The 17,715-nt window shown below is 72.8% G+C and carries 13 protein-coding genes; 3 read left to right on the top strand and 10 right to left on the bottom strand.

What is annotated here, in order from left to right; all coding sequences use genetic code 11:
* Positions 1-10: 10 nt before the first annotated feature.
* Together aroQ and ACYVJ4_RS10655 are read left to right on the top strand one after the other, a co-directional pair.
* Positions 11-439 (top strand): type II 3-dehydroquinate dehydratase, encoded by a 429-nt coding sequence (gene aroQ, locus ACYVJ4_RS10660; protein ID WP_460460108.1) that lies wholly within the window; start codon positions 11-13, stop codon positions 437-439.
* Between the two features lie 17 nt (positions 440-456).
* A complete protein-coding gene (locus tag ACYVJ4_RS10655; protein WP_460460107.1) occupies positions 457-1,869 on the top strand; it encodes a DNA polymerase IV in 1,413 nt (470 codons plus the stop codon).
* Positions 1,870-1,970: 101 nt separating this feature from the next.
* On the opposite strand, the gene cimA is transcribed toward ACYVJ4_RS10655, so the two are convergent.
* The 8 genes from cimA to ACYVJ4_RS10615 all read right to left on the bottom strand — a co-directional run bounded on the left by cimA (position 1,971) and on the right by ACYVJ4_RS10615 (position 11,551).
* Entirely contained in the window at positions 1,971-3,560 is a 1,590-nt protein-coding gene (gene cimA / locus ACYVJ4_RS10650; protein ID WP_460460106.1) for a citramalate synthase, read from the bottom strand.
* 215 nt (positions 3,561-3,775) lie between these two features.
* Positions 3,776-4,483 carry a gamma-glutamyl-gamma-aminobutyrate hydrolase family protein gene (locus ACYVJ4_RS10645; protein WP_460460105.1) on the bottom strand — a complete coding sequence of 236 codons (708 nt, stop codon included), beginning with the start codon at positions 4,481-4,483 and terminating at the stop codon, positions 3,776-3,778.
* A 13-nt stretch (positions 4,484-4,496) separates the two neighbouring features.
* Positions 4,497-5,264 carry a 3-oxoacyl-ACP reductase gene (locus ACYVJ4_RS10640; protein WP_460460104.1) on the bottom strand — a complete coding sequence of 256 codons (768 nt, stop codon included), beginning with the start codon at positions 5,262-5,264 and terminating at the stop codon, positions 4,497-4,499.
* A 28-nt stretch (positions 5,265-5,292) separates the two neighbouring features.
* A complete protein-coding gene (locus ACYVJ4_RS10635) occupies positions 5,293-6,675 on the bottom strand; it encodes an aldehyde dehydrogenase family protein (RefSeq protein ID WP_460460103.1) in 1,383 nt (460 codons plus the stop codon).
* Positions 6,676-6,677: 2 nt separating this feature from the next.
* Entirely contained in the window at positions 6,678-8,030 is a 1,353-nt protein-coding gene (locus tag ACYVJ4_RS10630) for a glutamine synthetase family protein (protein WP_460460102.1), read from the bottom strand.
* Positions 8,031-8,045: 15 nt separating this feature from the next.
* Positions 8,046-8,810: a FadR/GntR family transcriptional regulator gene (locus tag ACYVJ4_RS10625; RefSeq protein ID WP_460460101.1), complete on the bottom strand. Its 765-nt coding sequence runs from the start codon at positions 8,808-8,810 to the stop codon at positions 8,046-8,048.
* Entirely contained in the window at positions 8,807-10,330 is a 1,524-nt protein-coding gene (locus ACYVJ4_RS10620) for an amino acid permease (protein ID WP_460460100.1), read from the bottom strand. Before ACYVJ4_RS10620 ends, ACYVJ4_RS10625 begins: the two co-directional genes overlap by 4 nt.
* Positions 10,331-10,462: 132 nt before the next feature.
* A complete protein-coding gene (locus ACYVJ4_RS10615; RefSeq protein ID WP_460460099.1) occupies positions 10,463-11,551 on the bottom strand; it encodes a branched-chain amino acid aminotransferase in 1,089 nt (362 codons plus the stop codon).
* Positions 11,552-11,689: 138 nt separating this feature from the next.
* Here ACYVJ4_RS10615 and ACYVJ4_RS10610 point away from each other — a divergent pair, with 138 nt between their 5' ends.
* The gene (locus tag ACYVJ4_RS10610; RefSeq protein WP_460460098.1) at positions 11,690-12,703 is read left to right on the top strand and encodes a GGDEF domain-containing protein; all 1,014 of its coding nucleotides are present in this window, start codon (positions 11,690-11,692) and stop codon (positions 12,701-12,703) included.
* A gap of 3 nt (positions 12,704-12,706) precedes the next feature.
* On the opposite strand, the gene ACYVJ4_RS10605 is transcribed toward ACYVJ4_RS10610, so the two are convergent.
* Both ACYVJ4_RS10605 and ACYVJ4_RS10600 read right to left on the bottom strand, forming a co-directional pair.
* Positions 12,707-13,750 (bottom strand): 3-isopropylmalate dehydrogenase, encoded by a 1,044-nt coding sequence (locus ACYVJ4_RS10605; RefSeq protein WP_460460097.1) that lies wholly within the window; start codon positions 13,748-13,750, stop codon positions 12,707-12,709.
* Between the two features lie 135 nt (positions 13,751-13,885).
* The gene (locus tag ACYVJ4_RS10600; RefSeq protein ID WP_460460096.1) at positions 13,886-17,599 is read right to left on the bottom strand and encodes a S8 family serine peptidase; all 3,714 of its coding nucleotides are present in this window, start codon (positions 17,597-17,599) and stop codon (positions 13,886-13,888) included.
* Positions 17,600-17,715 lie beyond the last annotated feature (116 nt).

Genomic DNA, 17,715 nt, shown 5'->3' with positions numbered 1-17,715 from the left:
GGCTCGGCGGGTGCGGATCCTGGTGCTCAACGGCCCCAACCTCGGACGGCTCGGCACGCGCGAGCCTGCCGTCTACGGCACGGCCACCCACGACGAGCTCGCCGCCCGCTGCCGCGAGGTCGGCGAGTCGGTGCGGGCCGAGGTCGAGGTGCGGCAGACCGACGCCGAGCACGAGATGCTCGGCTGGCTGCACGAGGCCGCCGACGCCGGCACGGCCGTGGTGCTCAACCCCGGCGGCTGGACTCACACGTCGGTGGCGCTGCGCGACGCCTGCGCCGCGCTCACCGGACCGCTCGTCGAGGTGCACCTGAGCAACGTGCACGCGCGCGAGGAGTTCCGCCGGCACAGCTACGTCTCTCCCGTCGCCTCCGCCGTCCTCGCCGGGTTCGGCGTCGAGGGCTACGCCGCGGCGATCCGCTGGCTCGCGGGTCGCGGCTGACACCGGTCCGAGCCGCCGTGCGCGACCGCGCCGAGATCCTGCACCTCGACCTCGACTCCTTCTTCGCCGCCGTCGAGCAGCGCGACAAGCCATCGCTGCGCGGCAAGCCCGTGGTGGTCGGCGGGGTCGGCGGCCGCGGCGTCGTGTCGACGGCGTCGTACGAGGCGCGCGTCTTCGGGGTGCGGTCGGCGATGAGCGTCGCCGAGGCCCGCCGCCGCTGTCCCAACGCGGCCTACCTGTCGACGCGGTTCGAGGCCTACCGGGTCGCCAGCCGCGCCGTGATGGCCGAGCTGCACGCCGCGAGCGGGCTGGTCGAGCAGCTCAGCATCGACGAGGCGTACGCCGACCTCGCGGTGGCCGCCGAGGAGGCCGAGCCGGCCACCGAGCTCGCAGCCCTCGACCTGGTCGAGGCGGCGAAGGCGTTGCGCCGCAGGGTGTCCGAGGTCACCGGTGGCCTGACCGCGTCGGTCGGGCTGGCCCCGTCGCGCAGCGTGGCCAAGCTGGCCAGCGAGGCCGCGAAGCCCGACGGGCTGCTCGTGGTCGAGCCGGCCGACGTCCGGGCCTTCCTCGACCCGTTGCCGGTCAGCGCGATCGGCGGCGTCGGACCCGCGACCCTCGCGCGGCTGCAGCCGGCGGGCATCCGCACCGTGGCCGACCTGGCCGCGATGGACGACGACGACGCGGTGCGGCTGCTCGGCTCGGCGCACGGCCGGGGCCTGCTCGCCATCGCGCGCGGTGACGACGAGCGGCCCGTCGTCGCCTACCGCGAGGCCAAGTCGATCTCCGCCGAGGAGACGTTCGAGACCGACCTGCGCGACCCGCTGCGGATGGGCTCCGAGGTCGACGTGCTGGCCGCCCGGGTGGCGCACCGGCTGCGCCGCGAGGGCCTGGCCGGACGCACCGTCACCCTGAAGATCCGGTTCGCCGACTTCAGCATCCGCACCCGCTCGTACACCGCCCCCGAGGCCACCGACAGCACCGTGGCGGTCGGCCGGGCGGCCCGGCGCCTGCTCGCCGAGGTCGACACCCTGGCCTGGTCGACCGCCGGCGGCGTGCGACTGCTCGGCGTCGGCGTCTCGGGCCTGGCCGACTGGGTGCAGCCGGACCTGCTCGCACCGCCCGAGGCCGTCGAGGACGTCGTCGCGGACGACGAGCCCGCCGACGAGCCGGTCGAGCCGGGCGGGACGGGCGGGGCGGGTGGCGGGCCGGCTCAGGCCAGCCAGCCCGACGACGACGGGCCCCGCTCCTGGCGGCCCGGTGCCGACGTCCGGCACGACGAGCACGGCGCCGGATGGGTCTGGGGCAGCGGGCTGGGCCGGGTCACGGTGCGCTTCGAGGGCCCGGCCACGCCGCCCGGCCCCGTCCGCACGTTCGCCTCCGACGACCCGCAGCTGCACCCCGCCGACCCGCCCGACCCCCTCGCTCCCTGACCCCGACCGCACCGCGCCGCACCGCGCCGCGGGGCATCACCGGCGATGCGCACCTGCCACGGTGCGAGCCCGGCCGCGGGAACGGGGCCGACGGCGGTCGCTCAGCGGCGGGTGATCCCCTGGCGCATCAGGCCGTACGAGATCGCGTCGACCAGCGCCTCCCACGACGCCTCGACGATGTTGGCCGCCACGCCGACGGTCTCCCAGGACGACGTCCCGTCGCTGGTCTCGATCAGCACGCGCGTGACGGCGTCCGAGCCGTGCGCGGCGTCCAGGATGCGCACGCGGAAGTCGATCAGCTGCAGCTTGCGCAGCTCGGGGTACGCCGCCGAGAGCGCCTCGCGCAGCGCGTGGTCGAGCGCGTTGACCGGACCGTTGCCCTCGCCCGTGGCGACCACCCGCCGTCCGGCTGCCACGAGCTTCACGGTGGCCTCGGACGTCGCGGTCCCCTCACCGCGCGCGTCGGTGATGACCCGCCACGACTCGACGTCGAAGTAGCGCGCCCGCGCGCCGTCGACCTCCTCGCGCAGCAGCAGCTCGAACGACGCGTCGGCGGCGTCGAAGGTGTAGCCGCGCGCCTCGAGGTCCTTGACCCGGTCGGTGACGCGCGCCAGCAGCTCGTCGCGACCCGACAGGTCGTACCCGAGCTCGCGACCCTTGAGCTCGATCGACGCGCGACCGGCCATCTCGGACACCAGCGTGCGCATGTCGTTGCCCACCTGGGTCGGGTCGGTGTGCTGGTACAGGTCGGGGTCGACGCGCAGCGCGCTCGCGTGCAGCCCGGCCTTGTGCGCGAACGCGCTCGCACCGACGTACGGCTGGCGCGAGTAGGGCACGACGTTGGTGATCTCGCTGACGGCGTGGGCGATCCGGGTCGCTTCGCGCAGCCGGTCTCGGTCGAGCACCGGCCGGCCCTGCTTGATGACGAGGTTGGCGACCACCGTGACGAGGTCGGCGTTGCCGGTGCGCTCGCCGTACCCGTTGAGCGTGCCCTGCACGTGCGTCGCGCCGGCCTCGACGGCGGCGAGCGAGTTGGCCACCGCGCACCCGGTGTCGTTGTGGCAGTGGATGCCCAGCCGGGCGCCCGACGTCCCGAGCACCTCGTGCACGGTGTCGGCGACCTCGGGCGGCAGCATGCCGCCGTTGGTGTCGCAGAGGGTCACGACCTCGGCGCCGGCCTCGGCCGCCGTCCGCACGACCTCGACCGCGTACTTCGGGTCGTCGCGATAGCCGTCGAAGAAGTGCTCGGCGTCCAGGACCACGCGCCGCCCCTCCCCCACGAGGAACCCCACCGTGTCGCGCACCATGTCGAGGTTCTCGGCCGGCGTCGTGCGCAGTGCCGCCTCGACGTGCCGCGAGTGGCTCTTGGCCACGAGCGTCACGACCGGGGCGAGCGAGTCGACGAGGGCCCTGACCTGGGGGTCGCCCGCTGCGGTGCTGCCCGGACGACGGGTCGCGCCGAACGCTGCGAGGACCGCGTTGCGCAGGGTGAGGTGCTGCGCGGCGAGGGCGAAGAACTCGGTGTCCTTGGGGATCGCCCCCGGCCACCCGCCCTCGATGAAGCCGACCCCCAGGTCGTCCAGGTGCGCGGCGATCGCGAGCTTGTCGGCGGCGGACAGCGCGAGGCCCTCCTGCTGCGCACCGTCGCGCAGCGTCGTGTCGTACACGTGGAAGTCACTGCTCGTCGTCACGTCGTCCTGCTCTCGTCACGTCCTGCGGGTGCGGTGTTCTGCGCCCAGTCTGACCACGAAAAAGACCCCCCGGGGCACGGGAGGTCTGGCGCGTCGTCGGACTCGGTCGTCCGTCGGCGCGCCCTAGGGAATGATCCACCTGGTCTGCATGGCCCCGCCATCGTGGCAGGTCGTCCCGACAGGCGGAAGCGCCGTCCCACCCGGCGAGACGACGCTCAGCCGCCGGCCGCGGCCACGAGGGCCTGGAACAGCCGCGGGTCCTCGCCCACCTCGGGGTGCCACTGCACGCCCACCCGCCACCGCGCCCCGGTCGCCTCCATGCCCTCGAGCACTCCGTCGTCCGTCCAGCCGGAGGCCTCGTAGCCGGGATGCGTCGCGACGCCCTGGTGGTGGTACGCGGGCACCTCGACGTGCTCGCCGAGGACCGACCGCAGCAGCGAGCCCGGCGCGGTGCGCACGTCGTGCGACCCGTAGCGCCCCGGCGCCGGCGAGTGCTCGTCGTGCCCCACCCGGTCGGGCAGGTGCTGCTCCAGCGAGCCGCCCGCCGCGACCGCCATGACCTGCATGCCGCGGCAGATGCCCAGCAGCGGCAGGTCGCGCTCGACCGCCGCGTCGACCAGGGCGGTCTCGGCGTCGTCCCGGTCCGGCCGCGGCGCCTGCAGCACCGGGTGCGGCTGCTGCCCGTAGCGCGCGGGGTCGACGTCGGCTCCCCCGGCCACGACGAGCGCGTCCAGGACGTCGACGAGCTGGCGCGCGTCGTCCGCGCCGAGGGAGCGCTCGGGGGGGACGAGCAGCACCCGGGCGCCGGCCCCGCGCAGCGCGTCGACGTACGCGGCCGGCACCAGCACCGCCGGGACGTCGCGCCAGACGCCCCACGACGCCGGCTCGGCGTAGCAGGTCAGCCCGACCAGCGGACGGCTCATCCCCGGACCGCCCTCACAGCGGCGTGACGTACGCGCCGCTGATCCCGCCGTCGACGAGGAACTGCGAGGCGGTGATGAAGCTCGAGTCGTCGCTCGCCAGGAACGCCACGGCCGCAGCGATCTCGTCGGGCTCGGCGAAGCGGCCGAGCGGGACGTGCACCAGCCGGCGCGCGGCGCGCTCGGGGTCCGCGGCGAACAGCTCCTGCAGCAGCGGCGTGTTCACCGGCCCCGGGCACAGCGCGTTCACCCGCACGCCCTGGCGCGCGAACTGCACGCCGAGCTCGCGCGACATCGCCAGGACGCCGCCCTTGCTGGCCGTGTACGAGATCTGCGAGGTCGCGGCACCCATGACCGCCACGAACGAGGCGGTGTTGATGATCGAGCCCCGCCCCTGGTCGAGCATGTAGGGCAGCACGGCCTTGCAGCACAGGTAGACGCTGGTCAGGTTGACCTCCTGCACGCGGCGCCAGGCGTCGATGCCGGTGTCCAGGATCGAGTCGTCGTCCGGCGGCGAGATGCCGGCGTTGTTGAACGCCACGTCCACCGAGCCGTAGGTGTCGGAGGCCGCGCGGAACAGCGCCTCCACCTGCTCGGCGTCCGTCACGTCGGCGTGCACGTAGAGCCCGCCGACCTCCTCGGCGACCTGCGGGCCGCGCTCGTCGTCCAGGTCGCCGATGACGACCTTCGCGCCCTCGGACGCGAACCGCCGCACCGTCGCCAGCCCGATCCCGCTGCACCCGCCGGTGACGACGCACACCCGTCCGTCCAGCCGACCCGTCATGTCCCGGTTCCCCTCTCGTGCCTGCTGCTCAGGCGTTCGTCGCGATGAAGACGTTCTTGACCTCGGTGAAGGCGTCGAGCGCGTCCGGCCCCAGCTCGCGGCCCAGGCCCGAGGCCTTGAAGCCGCCGAACGGCGTCGAGTACCGCACCGAGGAGTGCGAGTTGACCGACAGGTTGCCCGCCTCCACGCCGCGCGCCACGCGCAGGGCCCGGCCGACGTCGCGCGACCAGATCGATCCGGACAGCCCGTAGGCCGTGTCGTTGGCCATCCGCACCGCGTCGGCCTCGTCCTCGAACGGCAGCACTGCGACGACCGGCCCGAAGACCTCCTCGCGCCAGACCTTGTCGTGCACCGAGCGCGGTCGGACGACGGTGGGCGGGTACCAGTAGCCCGCGCCCTCGGGCGCGTCGCCGCGGAACAGCACGTCGACCGGCTCGTCGGCGCCCTCGACGTAGGAGCGCACGGTCTCGCGCTGGCCGGCGCTGATCAGCGGACCCATCTCGGCGTCCTCGGACGACGGGTCGGTGACCTTCACGCCGCGCACCGCGGTCTCGAACAGCTCCATGAAACGGTCGTGGACGGTGCGCTGCACCAGGATCCGGCTGCGGGCACAGCAGTCCTGGCCGGCGTTGTCGAAGACGGCGTAGGGCGCCGTGGCCGCGGCGAGCTCGAGGTCGGCGTCGTCGAACACGACGTTGGCGCTCTTCCCGCCCAGCTCGAGCGTCACGCGCTTGACCTGGTCGGCCGCGCCGCGCATGATCCGCTGGCCCACCGCGGTCGACCCGGTGAAGCAGATCTTGCGCACGAGCGGGTGCGTCACGAACCGCTCCCCGACGACGCTCCCCCGCCCCGGCACCACCGAGAGCAGGTGCTCGGGCAGGCCGGCCTCGACGGCCAGCTGGCCGATGCGCACCGCGGTGAGCGGCGTCAGCTCGGCCGGCTTCAGCACCACGGCGTTGCCCGCCGCCAGCGCCGGCGCGAACCCCCATCCCGCGATCGGCATCGGGAAGTTCCACGGCACGATGACCCCGACGACGCCGAGCGGTTCCTTGAACGTGACGTCGAGGCCGTCGGCCACCGGGATCTGCCGGCCGAACAGCCGCTCCGGGCCGGCGGAGTAGTAGGCCAGCACGTCGCGGACGTTGCCCGCCTCCCACCGCGCGTTGCCGATCGTGTGACCGGCCCCGCGCACCTCGAGCTGCGCCAGCTCCTCACGCGCGCCGTCGACCGCCTCGGCGAACCGGTGCAGCAGCCGGCCGCGGTCGGCCGGGGCCATGGCGGCCCAGACCCGTTGCGCCGCAGCGGCGGCCTCGACCGCGCGGTCGGTGGTCTCGACGTCCGCGAGCTCGACGGTCTCGACCACCTGCTCGGTGGCAGGGTCGAGGACGTCGTGGGTGAGGTGGTCGGTCATGCTCACAGCCTCTCGAACCCGCGGAAGCGCTCCCAGTCGGTCACAGCGGACTCGAAGGCGGCCAGCTCGACGTCGGCCGCGTTGACGTAGTGGTCGACGACGGCGTCGCCGAACGCGCTGCGGGCCAGGGACGACGCCGCGAACAGGTCGCGCGCGGCGCGCAGGTTCGACGGCACGTGCGGCTTGTCGGACTCGTAGGCGTTCCCCTCGAGCGCCGGCTCCAGCTCGAGCTGCTGCTCGATCCCGTGCAGGCCGCCGGCCAGCATCGCCGCGAGCGCGAGGTAGGGGTTGACGTCCCCGCCGGGCAGGCGGTTCTCGAGCCGGAGGCCCGAGCCGTGGCCCACGACCCGCAGCGAGCACGTGCGGTTGTCGCGGCCCCAGGCGACCGCGGTCGGTGCGAACGAGCCGAGCGCGAACCGCTTGTAGGAGTTGATGTTCGGCGCGTAGAGCAGGGTGAGCTCCTCGAGCGTGGCCAGCACGCCGGCCACGAACTGCTCGAACAGCTCGGTCGCCCCCTCACCCTCGTCGAAGACGATCGTGCCGTCGGTGCCGCGCAGGCTCATGTGCACGTGGCAGGAGTTGCCCTCGCGCTCGTCGAACTTGGCCATGAAGCTGACCGCCTTGCCGTGCAGCGCGGCGATCTCCTTGGCGCCGTTCTTGTAGACGCTGTGGTGGTCGGCCGTGCGCACCACCTCGTCGTACAGGAAGGCGATCTCGTGCTGGCCGAGGTTGCACTCGCCCTTGGCCGACTCGACCGTGAGCCCGGCGGCGTGCATGCCCTTGCGGATGTCGCGGAGCAGCGGCTCGACGCGGGTGCCCCCGAGCACCGAGTAGTCGACGTTGTAGCGGTTGGCGGGCGTCAGACCGCGGTAGCCGAGGTCCCAGGCCTGCTCGTACGTGTCGTCGAAGACGAGGAACTCCAGCTCGGTGCCGGCGAACGCGGTGTAGCCCAGCTCGGCGGCGCGGGCCACCTGCTGCTTCAGCACCTGGCGCGGGGACTGCTCGACGACCCCGCCGCCGATCCAGGCGAGGTCGCACTGCACCATCGCCGTGCCCGGCACCCAGGGGGTCAGGCGCAGCGTCGAGAGGTCGAGCACGAACTCCATGTCGCCGTAGCCGGTGCGCCACGAGCTGATCGCGTAGCCGTCGACGGTGTTCATGTCGACGTCGACCGCGAGCAGGTAGTTGCAGCCCTCGGTGCCGTGCTCGAGCACCTGGTCGAGGAAGAACGGCGCGTGGATCCGCTTGCCCTGCAGACGTCCCTGCATGTCGGTGAAGGCGACGACGACTGTGTCGACGTCGCCGTTGCTGACCCGGCGGCGCAGCTCGCCCACCGTGAGCGGTCCGTTCGACATGGTGCTTCCCTCTCGTCAGGCCAGCAGCCCGCGCAGCAGCGCGGACGTCGCGTCGCAGTGCTCCTCCATCGACCGCCGCGCGGCCGAGGGGTCCCCGGCGAGCACGGCGTCGACCACGGCCCGGTGCTGGGCGTTGGAGTGGCTGATGTTCGGTGCCAGCACCGGGATCGCCGTCAGCATCTCGTGCAACGCACCTTGCACCTGCGTCACGGCCGCCACCAGCAGGTCCGAGCCGGACACCGTGGCCAGCGCCAGGTGCAGCCGCGAGTCCGCCTGCCGGTGCTCGGCGACGTCGGCCGCGCCCTCGACGTCCTGCCGGCTCGCGACCAGCCAGGCCCGCTGGTCCGACGACAGGTCGCGGGCGGCGGCCAGCGCGGCCGCTCCCGGCTCGACCACCCGGCGGAAGTCGAGCGCGTCGCGCATCTGCTCCGTGGTCAGCCCCGTGCCAGGGCCGACCACCACGCCCGAGCCCGGGTCGGGAGCGCGGTGGACGACGACCGTGCCGCCACCGCGCCCCCGCCGGGTCTGCACCATGCCGGCCTCGCGCAGGGCCGCGATGGCCTCGCGCAGGGTCGTGCGGCTGACCCCGAGCGTCTCCGCGAGCTCGCGCTCGGGCGGCAGCTGCTCACCCGTCACGAACACGCCGAGCCGCACGCTCGTGGCCAGCTGCTCGACCGTGGCCTCGAACGCGTTGCCGTCGCGCACCGGCCGCAGCACGGCCTGCGGCAGCCGCTGCCCCGGGCGCACCGCGCTCGCCCTCCCCTGCCCCGGCGACGTCACGACTCGAAGATCTCCGCGGCTGCCTTGGTGTCGTGCCCGCTCGGGACGTCGCGCATGAAGTGGTGCCGACCGCCGAGGAACCAGGTCGCCGTGGCGAACAGGATCACGGCGCCGACCGCCACCGGCGCGTAGTTGAACGTGTCGTCGCCCCAGCTGCCGGGTGCGTACTGCGGCAGCATGAACAGCACCACGATGAAGACCACCCAGACCACGGCGATCCACCCGACCGGCGCGCTCCACCGGCCGAGGTTCCACGGCCCCACGCAGAACTGCGGGTTGCGCCGACGCAGGAACACCGGGACGACGTACGCGATGTACAGCCCGATGACCGCGATCGACGTCACCGCGAAGTAGGCGATGAGGCTCTTCAGCGCGGGCGTCGCCAGCACGATCGAGCAGACGACGCACAGCCAGATCGAGTTGGTCGGCGTGCCCGTGCGCGGGTTCACCTTCGACCACAGGCGCGAGCCCGGCAGGGCGTTGTCGCGGCTGAACGCGAACGACATGCGCGAGTTCGCCGTCACCGAGGCCATGCCGCAGAAGAACTGCGCGACGGCGCAGATCAGCAGCAGGAACTCGCCCGTCGTGCGGCCGGCCGCGTCGATGAAGATCTGGGCCGGCGGCAGCCCGGTGTCGCTCGTGCGCTCGGCGGCGTAGTCCTGGATGGACGCCGTCACGGCGACCAGCAGCACCCAGCCGGCGAGGATCGACACCCAGACGCTGCGCACGATGCCCTTGGGGGCCTCGGTCGCCGCCTGCTTGGTCTCCTCCGCCACGTGGGCCGAGGCGTCGTAGCCGGTGTAGGTGTACTGCGCCATCAGCAGGCCGATGAGGAACGCGTACAGCCCGCTGGAGAACCCGGTGTCGTTGCGGGTCTCGGTGAAGGTCCACGACAGCGACTGGTGCTGGTCGGGCACGAAGACGAGCACCAGGACGATGATCGCGACGCCGGCCAGGTGCCACCACGCGCTGACGTTCGAGAGCACCTTGACCAGGTTGACGCCGAAGGTGTTCAGCAGGCCGTGCAGCAGCAGGATGACGACGTAGGCGACGAAGGTGGACGTGGTCGTGACCTCGAGCCCGAAGACCAGGTTGAGCAGCGCCATCCACGTGATGGCGGCACCGAAGTCGATCGCCGCGGTGACCGCGACCTCGCCCAGGAAGTTGAACCAGCCCACGTACCAGGCCCAGACCCGGTTGTTGCGCTTGGCCAGGCGCCCGGCCCACCAGTAGAGCCCGCCCGCCGTCGGGTAGGCCGAGCAGACCTCGGCCATCGCCAACGAGACGCAGAGCACGAACACGCCGACCAGCGGCCAGCCGATGGTGATCGCGACCGGGCCCCCGGCGTCCATCGCGAGGTAGTAGGTGGTGATGCAGCCGGCCAGGATCGAGATGATCGAGAACGACACGGCGAAGTTCGAGAAGCCGGACATCCCCCGGTGCAGCTCCTGCTTGTAGCCCAGCGCGGCGAGGGCCCGCGCGTCGTCGTCGAGGTCGTCGTGGTCGAGAACGTCTGCCATGAGCCCATCCCAGAAGAACGGGGACCGGACCAGGAGTGGTCCAGGTCGCTAGGGCTCTGGATCTTGCTCCCCGCAGCACGCCCGCGTCAATGGTCTGGTCCTGGCCCAATTCGGACCAAGAGGGGCAAGCGGTCAGACGAGCCGGTGCATCCAGCCGTTGCGGTCCTCGGTGCGCCCGTGCTGGACGTCGAGCAGGGCCTCGCGCACGGCGCTGGTGACCTCGCCGGTGCCCTCGCCGCCGACCACCCACTCGCCGTCGTGCGAGACGAGCCGGCCCACCGGGGTGACGACCGCGGCGGTGCCGCAGGCGAAGACCTCGCTGATCCGACCGGACGTCGCGCCGTCCTGCCACTCGTCGACGCCGAAGCGGCGCTCCTCGACCTTGTGGCCGCGGTCGTCGAGCAGCGTGAGAATCGAGTCGCGCGTGACGCCCTCGAGGATCGTGCCGGTGAGCTCGGGCGTCACGACGCTGCCGTCGTCCATGACGAAGTAGAGGTTCATGCCGCCGAGCTCCTCGACCCAGCGGTGCTCGACCGCGTCGAGGAAGCAGACCTGGTCGCAGCCGCGCTCGATCGCCTCGACCTGCGCCGCCAGGCTGGCCGCGTAGTTGCCCCCGCACTTGGCCGCGCCCGTGCCGCCCGGTGCCGCGCGCGTGTACTCGCTGGACAGCCAGATCGACACCGGCTTCACGCCGCCCGAGAAGTACGGCCCGGCGGGCGAGGCGATGACGCAGAAGGTGACCTCGGCGGCCGGCCGCACGCCCAGGAACGCCTCGGAGGCGAACATGAACGGCCGCAGGTAGAGGCTGGCCTCGCCGCTGGCGCCGTCCGGCACCCAGTCGGCGTCGGCGGCCACGAGCGCCTGCACCGCGCCCAGGAAGTCCTCGGCCGGCAGCTCGGGCAGCGCCAGGCGGCGGGCCGAGCGCTGGAAGCGGGCGGCGTTCTGGTCCGGCCGGAAGCCCCAGATCGAGCCGTCGGCGTGCCGGTAGGCCTTCATGCCCTCGAAGATCTCCTGCGCGTAGTGCAGGACGGCGGCCGAGGGGTCGAGCTGAAGGGGGCCGTACGGGCGCACCTGCGCGCTGTGCCAGCCCTGGCCGGCGGTCCAGGTCACCGTGACCATGTGGTCGGTGAAGTGCTTGCCGAAGCCGGGCGCAGCCAGGACGGCCGCGCGCTCGTCGGCGGGCAGGGGCGAGGGGGCGGGCAGGTGCTCGAACTCCAGCATGCCTCGGACGCTACCGCACGCCCCTGACCTGCACGAAGGCTCAAGTGACATCGTGGTCGCACCGATACCACCCCCGTGGAAGAGAGTCCTCGCGCGCCCGCAGATGCCGGGTCCCCTCGCTGGCTCTGCCGCACCGAGATGGAGCGCGCCCGCTTCATCGACATGAACGACCGGGTGCGCACCGCCCGGCGCGTGCAGGGCGGCTCGATGAGCCTGGCCGTGCTCGTCTCCGCCCCCACCTACTCGTGGTGGCTGGTGGTGCTCGTCGCGGTCGCGCTGCTCGCCCTGGGGGCGCTGGAGAAGGTCCCCGAGGGCACGGTCAGCCTCGAGCGCGCCTCGGCCGCCAGCATGGCGCTGCTCATGGTGGTGCTCGGCATCGGCGTGCTGCTCAGCGGCGGCGTGCGCAGCCCGTTCCTGGCCTTCCTCGCGGTGCCCACGCTGATGCTGGCCGCGCGCTTCCGCCCCACCGTCTTCGTGGTCGGCGTCGGCATGTCCGTGCTCGTCGCCGGCGGCGCGATGCTCGGCGCGGCCGCCATCGGACCCGCCCCGGACGCCCCGTGGTGGGTCTGGCTCGGCGCCTACGCCGCGCTGCTGGCCGCCCTCACGGCCATCTCGATCACCCTGCTGACGGCCGAGCTGCAGTCGCGCGGCGACGCCGTCGTCGACCCCCTGACCGGTCTGTTCAACCGCAAGGCGCTGGCCGGGCGCTACGCCGAGGCTGCCGCCCAGGCCCGCGTGCTCGGCGGGTCCGTGTCGGTCGTGCTCTGCGACCTCGACCACTTCAAGCGCGTCAACGACCAGCACGGCCACGACGTCGGTGACGTCGTGCTGCGCGAGGCCGCGTACCGCATGCGCAAGACCCTGCGCACCTTCGACCTGGTCTACCGGATCGGCGGCGAGGAGTTCCTCGTGCTGCTGCCCGGCCAGGACCTGGTGCAGGCCGTCACCGTGGCCGAGCGGATGGTCGCGGACGTCGCGTCCGAGCCGCTGGGCGGGCTGGCCGTCACGATGTCGGCCGGCGTCGCCGAGACCGTCGGCGGGCACAGCCTGCTCGACGAGCTGATGAAGCGCGCGGACGTCGCGCTGTACGCCGCCAAGGACGCCGGTCGCAACCAGGTCTGCGTCGACGGCCGGCTGAGCCAGCCCGCCTGACGCTCAGCCCTTCGCGCGCTGCGCGAGGTCGGTGCCGACGTCCGACGTCGTGCGCCGCGACGTCCCCCGCTCGGCCAGGTCGTCGGCGACGGCCCGCTCGACCCGGGCGGCCTGCTCGGCCAGGCCGAGGTGCTGCAGCAGCATCGCGACCGAGAGCACGGTGGCGGTGGGGTCGGCCACGCCCTGCCCGGCGATGTCGGGGGCCGAGCCGTGCACGGGCTCGAACATGCTCGGCGCGGTGCGCTCGGGGTTGACGTTGCCGCTCGCCGCCAGGCCGATGCCGCCGGTGACGGCGGCGGCGAGATCGGTGACGATGTCGCCGAACAGGTTGTCGGTGACCACGACGTCGAAGCGCGCCGGGTCGGTGACGAGGAAGATCGTGGCGGCATCGACGTGCAGGTAGTCGGTGGTGACGTCGGGGTGCTCGGCACCCACCCGCTCGACGGTGCGGCGCCACAGGTGGCCGGCGTGGGTCAGCACGTTGTGCTTGTGCACCAAGGTCAGGTGCTGCCGCGGCCGGGCCTGCGCGCGGGCGAAGGCGTCGCGCACGACGCGCTCGACGCCGAACGCCGTGTTGACGCTCACCTCGGTGGCGATCTCGTGCGGCGTGCCGACGCGCAGCGCTCCCCCGTTGCCGACGTACGGCCCCTCGGTGCCCTCGCGGACGACGACGAAGTCGACCTCGCCGGGGTCGGCCAGCGGCGTGGCCACGCCGGGGAACAGCCGGCTGGGCCGCAGGTTGACGTACTGGTCGAGCTCGAACCGCAGGCGCAGCAGCAGCCCGCGCTCGAGCACGCCGCTCGGGACGCCGGGGTCGCCGATGGCGCCGAGCAGGATCGCGTCGTGGCCGCGGACGTCGTCCAGGACGTCGTCGGGCAGCGTCTCGCCGGTGGCGTGCCAGCGCCGGGCACCCAGGTCGTACTCGGTGCGCTCGAAGGTCGGGCCGCCGCCGGCGGTCACCGCGTCGAGCACCTTCAGGCCCTCGGCCACGACCTCCGGACCGATGCCGTCACCGGCCACGACCGCCAGCGAGAACGATGCGCTCATGGCCAGCAGGGTATCGGCCGTCCCACATCCCGGTCGCCACGTCTCGTGATGCGGACCTGCGCCGGGGCGGGTCCGGACGCACCGGAGCCCCCGACCCCGAGGGGTCGAGGGCTCCGGCGAGCAGCCGTGCCAGGACTAGCGCACGACCACCGTCACGTAGCTCGACGACGAGGACGCGAACCCAGCCTGGTTGCCGGTGTACGTGGCGCGCAGCTTGTGCGTGCCCTTCGCCAGCTTCGGGGCCTTCAGGGTCGCCTTGCCGTTCACCAGCGTGGCGGTGCCGAGCGAGGTGTTGCCGTCCCGGAAGAGCACCGACCCCGTCGCGGTCTTGGGAGCGACCGTGGCGGTCAGGGTCGGCTGGAAGCCGGCCTTGTAGTCGGTGTCGCTGACGGACAGCTTCGTCGTCGTGGCGACCGTGACCGTCGCGACCTGCGCCCGAGCACCGTCGGTGTTCAGGTGGTGCAGGAGCAGCAGGCCCATCGGCTTGTCGTTGGCGAGCGTGACGTCGTCGCGGGAGACCTCCAGGCTGCTGTCGGGCACGTCCTGGTTGATGATGCTGAGCGTGTCTCCCTCGGCACGCAGCGCCGGGGACTTCCAGCTGATCGACTTGGCGGCGTCGGAGCTGCCCGCGGTGTCGACGAGGCCGGTCTCGGCCGAGAACGACTCCACCCAGTAGTTGATCTTCGGGGTGGAGCTGCTGATCAGCCCGGCGTCCGCGAGGAACGGCAGGCCGACCGACATGGTCAGGACGTCGCTGTTGAAGACGCCGGTGTCCAGCGACCCGTCCATCAGGTTGATGAGCTCCTGGTCGATGAGCTCACCCACGTGACCGGGGCGCAGGTCGACGGTCTCGGCCACGAAGTAGTCGAAGTCGTCGGTGGACGTCGCGAGCCGGGTGTTGTAGACCGCGGCGTCCTCGGTCCCGTCACCGTTGGTGTCCAGGAGCACGTCGAACTCGTTGTACGAGGCCGGCGTGCGCCACGGACCCCAGGTGCTGACGCCGAAGTTCAGCGTCGCGTACGGCTCCTGCGGGTCGTACGACAGCGGGTCCTTCTGGCGGGCGATGTACGCCGCCGCGTCGGAGGACGAGCCCACGTACTGCAGGTCGGCCGAACGGTCGTCCGGGAAGGCGATGCAGTCGACGACCAGGGTCGAGGAGCACGACGCGATCTTCGGGCTCTTCTCCTGCAGCTGGAAGGTGCTGACCGTCGAGAGGTCACCACCGGCGAGCACGGTGCCCTGGTCGACACCGGTGCCCGTCAGGGCCAGCTGGCCGACGTGCTTGCTGTAGGCCCCGCCCAGGGTGAGCTTGCTGGCCTGGGTCATGGCCGAGGCCGCACGCGGCGCCGACCAGACCGGGACGCGCAGCTTGCCACCCGTGGTCGAGCCGGTCGGGGTCATGACGACCCGGCCGCTCGCGTCCGTGCGGTAGTTGCGCTGCAGACCGGTGCCCAGCGGGTCGCTGTCGGTCGTCGGGTCCTCGGAGTGACGCAGGGCCGAGCGGTCGACCTTGACCGTGACCTTGACGTCGGCCGAGCCGCCGGCCGGCAGGCTCACCTGCGACGGGCTCACCGTGTAGGTGACGCCCGGCGTGGCGTGAGCCGGCGTGTAGGCGATGGTGTACGTCGCCGCCGAGACCGCGCGCTTGTTGACCACGTGGATCGTCTTGGTGAGCGACAGGTCCTTCGTGGCCGCGATCGGGCCGAACGAGACGCTGACCGCGCCCGCGTCGTCCTTGCTGTAGGCCAGCGTCGCGGTGTCGACCGCGGCGTCCGCCTTGACGCGACCGGAACCGACCCGCTCGGGGCCGTAGACGTCACCGGTGTGGTTGGTGCCGACGAAGACGTCCTGGGTGGCGGTGTTCATGATCGCCGCCTTGACCTCCTCGACGGTCCAGCTCGAGTGCGCCGCGCGCACCAGGGCCGCCTCGCCCGCGACGTGCGGGGACGCCATCGAGGTGCCGCTCTCGGCGATGCCCTCGTCACCGGTGCCGACCGCGACCGAGAAGGTCGTGACGCCCGGAGCCGCGACGTCCGGCTTGACGTTGCCCGCCCGGCCGATGCCGCGCGAGGAGAACGACGCGAGCTGGTCGACCGCGCCCGGCGTCTTGATCGAGACGCTGTTGCGCAGCGCGTTCGTCATGGTGGCGCGGACGTCGTCGCCGTCGTCGATCGCGGCGGCGAGAGCGTCGGTGCCCTGCTTGACCACGATCATCGCCGGGATGACGGCGTCGCCGGTGACGCCGGCCGAGAACGCGTTCTGGTCGTCACCGAAGATCGCCCCAGCCGCACCGGCGGTGCGGGCCGCGCCGGCACGCGCCACCGAACCGCAGCGGCGGTCCGTGCCGTCGGTCCAGTACTGCAGCACGATCTTGCCGGCCATGGCCGTGGCCTGCGCCGGGCTGTAGGCGTTGCACCCGTCGGTGTTGTTGGAGGCCGACGGGGGCTGGCTCCAGTCGCCGAACTTCACGACCGGCAGGTTGCTGACGCCCGGCTCGTTGGTCCAGTCGTAGGCGACCGACTTGAGCGCGCCGAAGATGTCGTCCTGGACACCGTCGACGGTGTCCGCCGGCTCGATGCCCGCCGGGCTGTCGACCTTGAGGCCGTCGACGACGTCGTTGCCGTCGTCCGAGGCGGCCACGGCGAGCACGCGGGTCGCGTTGCCCGGCGAGCCGCCGACCTCGTAGACGTCGCCGCTGTTGCCGATGGAGGCGACGACGACGGTGCCGAGGGCGGCCAGGTTGTTGGAGGCCACGGCGTCGGGGTCGTCGGGCGAGCCGTAGCTCGAGCCGAGCGACATGTTGACGACGTCGAGGTGGTCGCTGACGTCGCCGTCACCGTTGGGGTCGGCCGCCCAGTCGAGGGCCTGGCCGACCAGGTTGGTCGAGCCGTCGCAGCCGAAGACCTTCAGCGCGTACAGCGACGCGCCGGGGGCGACACCGGGACCGATGCGGAAGTCGGCCGGGTCGAGGTCGGTGGCGTACGAGCCGGTGTAGGTCGAGCCGTCGCTGTTGACGCCCAGGCCCGCGGTGGTGCCGGCCGTGTGCGAGCCGTGACCGTTGCAGTCGAGCGGGTTGGGGTCGGGCGTCGGGTCGTCGACCCCGTCGCCCGGCGCGTAGGCGTCGCCGGCGAAGTCGTAGCCGCCGACGACCTTGGCGGTGCCGGAGAAGGTCGGCGAGGCCTTGGCCGCGTCGAACGCCGCCGTGGTGCCCGCGCCGCCGAAGTCGGAGTGCGTGTAGTCGATGCCGGTGTCGATGACGCCGACGCGCACGCCCTCACCGGTGTTCGAGTGCGCCTTCCAGACGGCGGGCGCACCGATCAGCGGGACGGAGGAGGAGTTGTCGACCGTCTTGGGGGTCAGACGGTGGATCGCCTTGACGCCGGGCAGCTTCGCGAGCGCCTGGAGCCGGGAGGCGTCGGTGGTGACCGCGATGCCCGAGTAGAGGGCGTGGGCGCGGTAGATGACCTTGGCCTTGGTGGCGGCCGCCGAGAAGTGGCTCTCGACCGCGCGCTGCTGGCCCTGGACCGTCTTGGTCTGCGCCTTGCCGGCGGCCCGGGCGGCGGTGGTGCCGCGCGAGCGGTTGGTGGTGAACGCGCGCGACGCCGGGGCGGCGTCGAGCTCGATCATCACGCTGACCTTGCCCTTGGCGCTGACGAGGTCGCGGTCGACCTCGCCGTCGGTGTTCAGCCGCTTGGTGCCGAGGCCGATGGAGCCGGCGCTCTTGGTCCCTGCGGGGATCCGGTCCTTGAGGCGGTGCGCCAGGCCGTGGTGGTCGTTGGTGGCAGCCAGCGCGGGGGTGGCCCCCAGCGTGGCCGCGGCGAGCGCCGCGACGGCACCCCCGCTGAGCACAGTGATGAGGCCGCGACTGCGTCGCGGCCCACGGGCATTCATCGACACCGAGCTTCTCCTTGTGTGCGGCGTCCCGACCGTCGGCACCGGATCGTGTCCAGGCCTGCGAAAGAACC

Source organism: Angustibacter peucedani (assembly GCF_054779595.1).
Note: the sequence above shows the minus strand (reverse complement) of the source record. Positions and strands in the feature narration are given on the sequence as shown.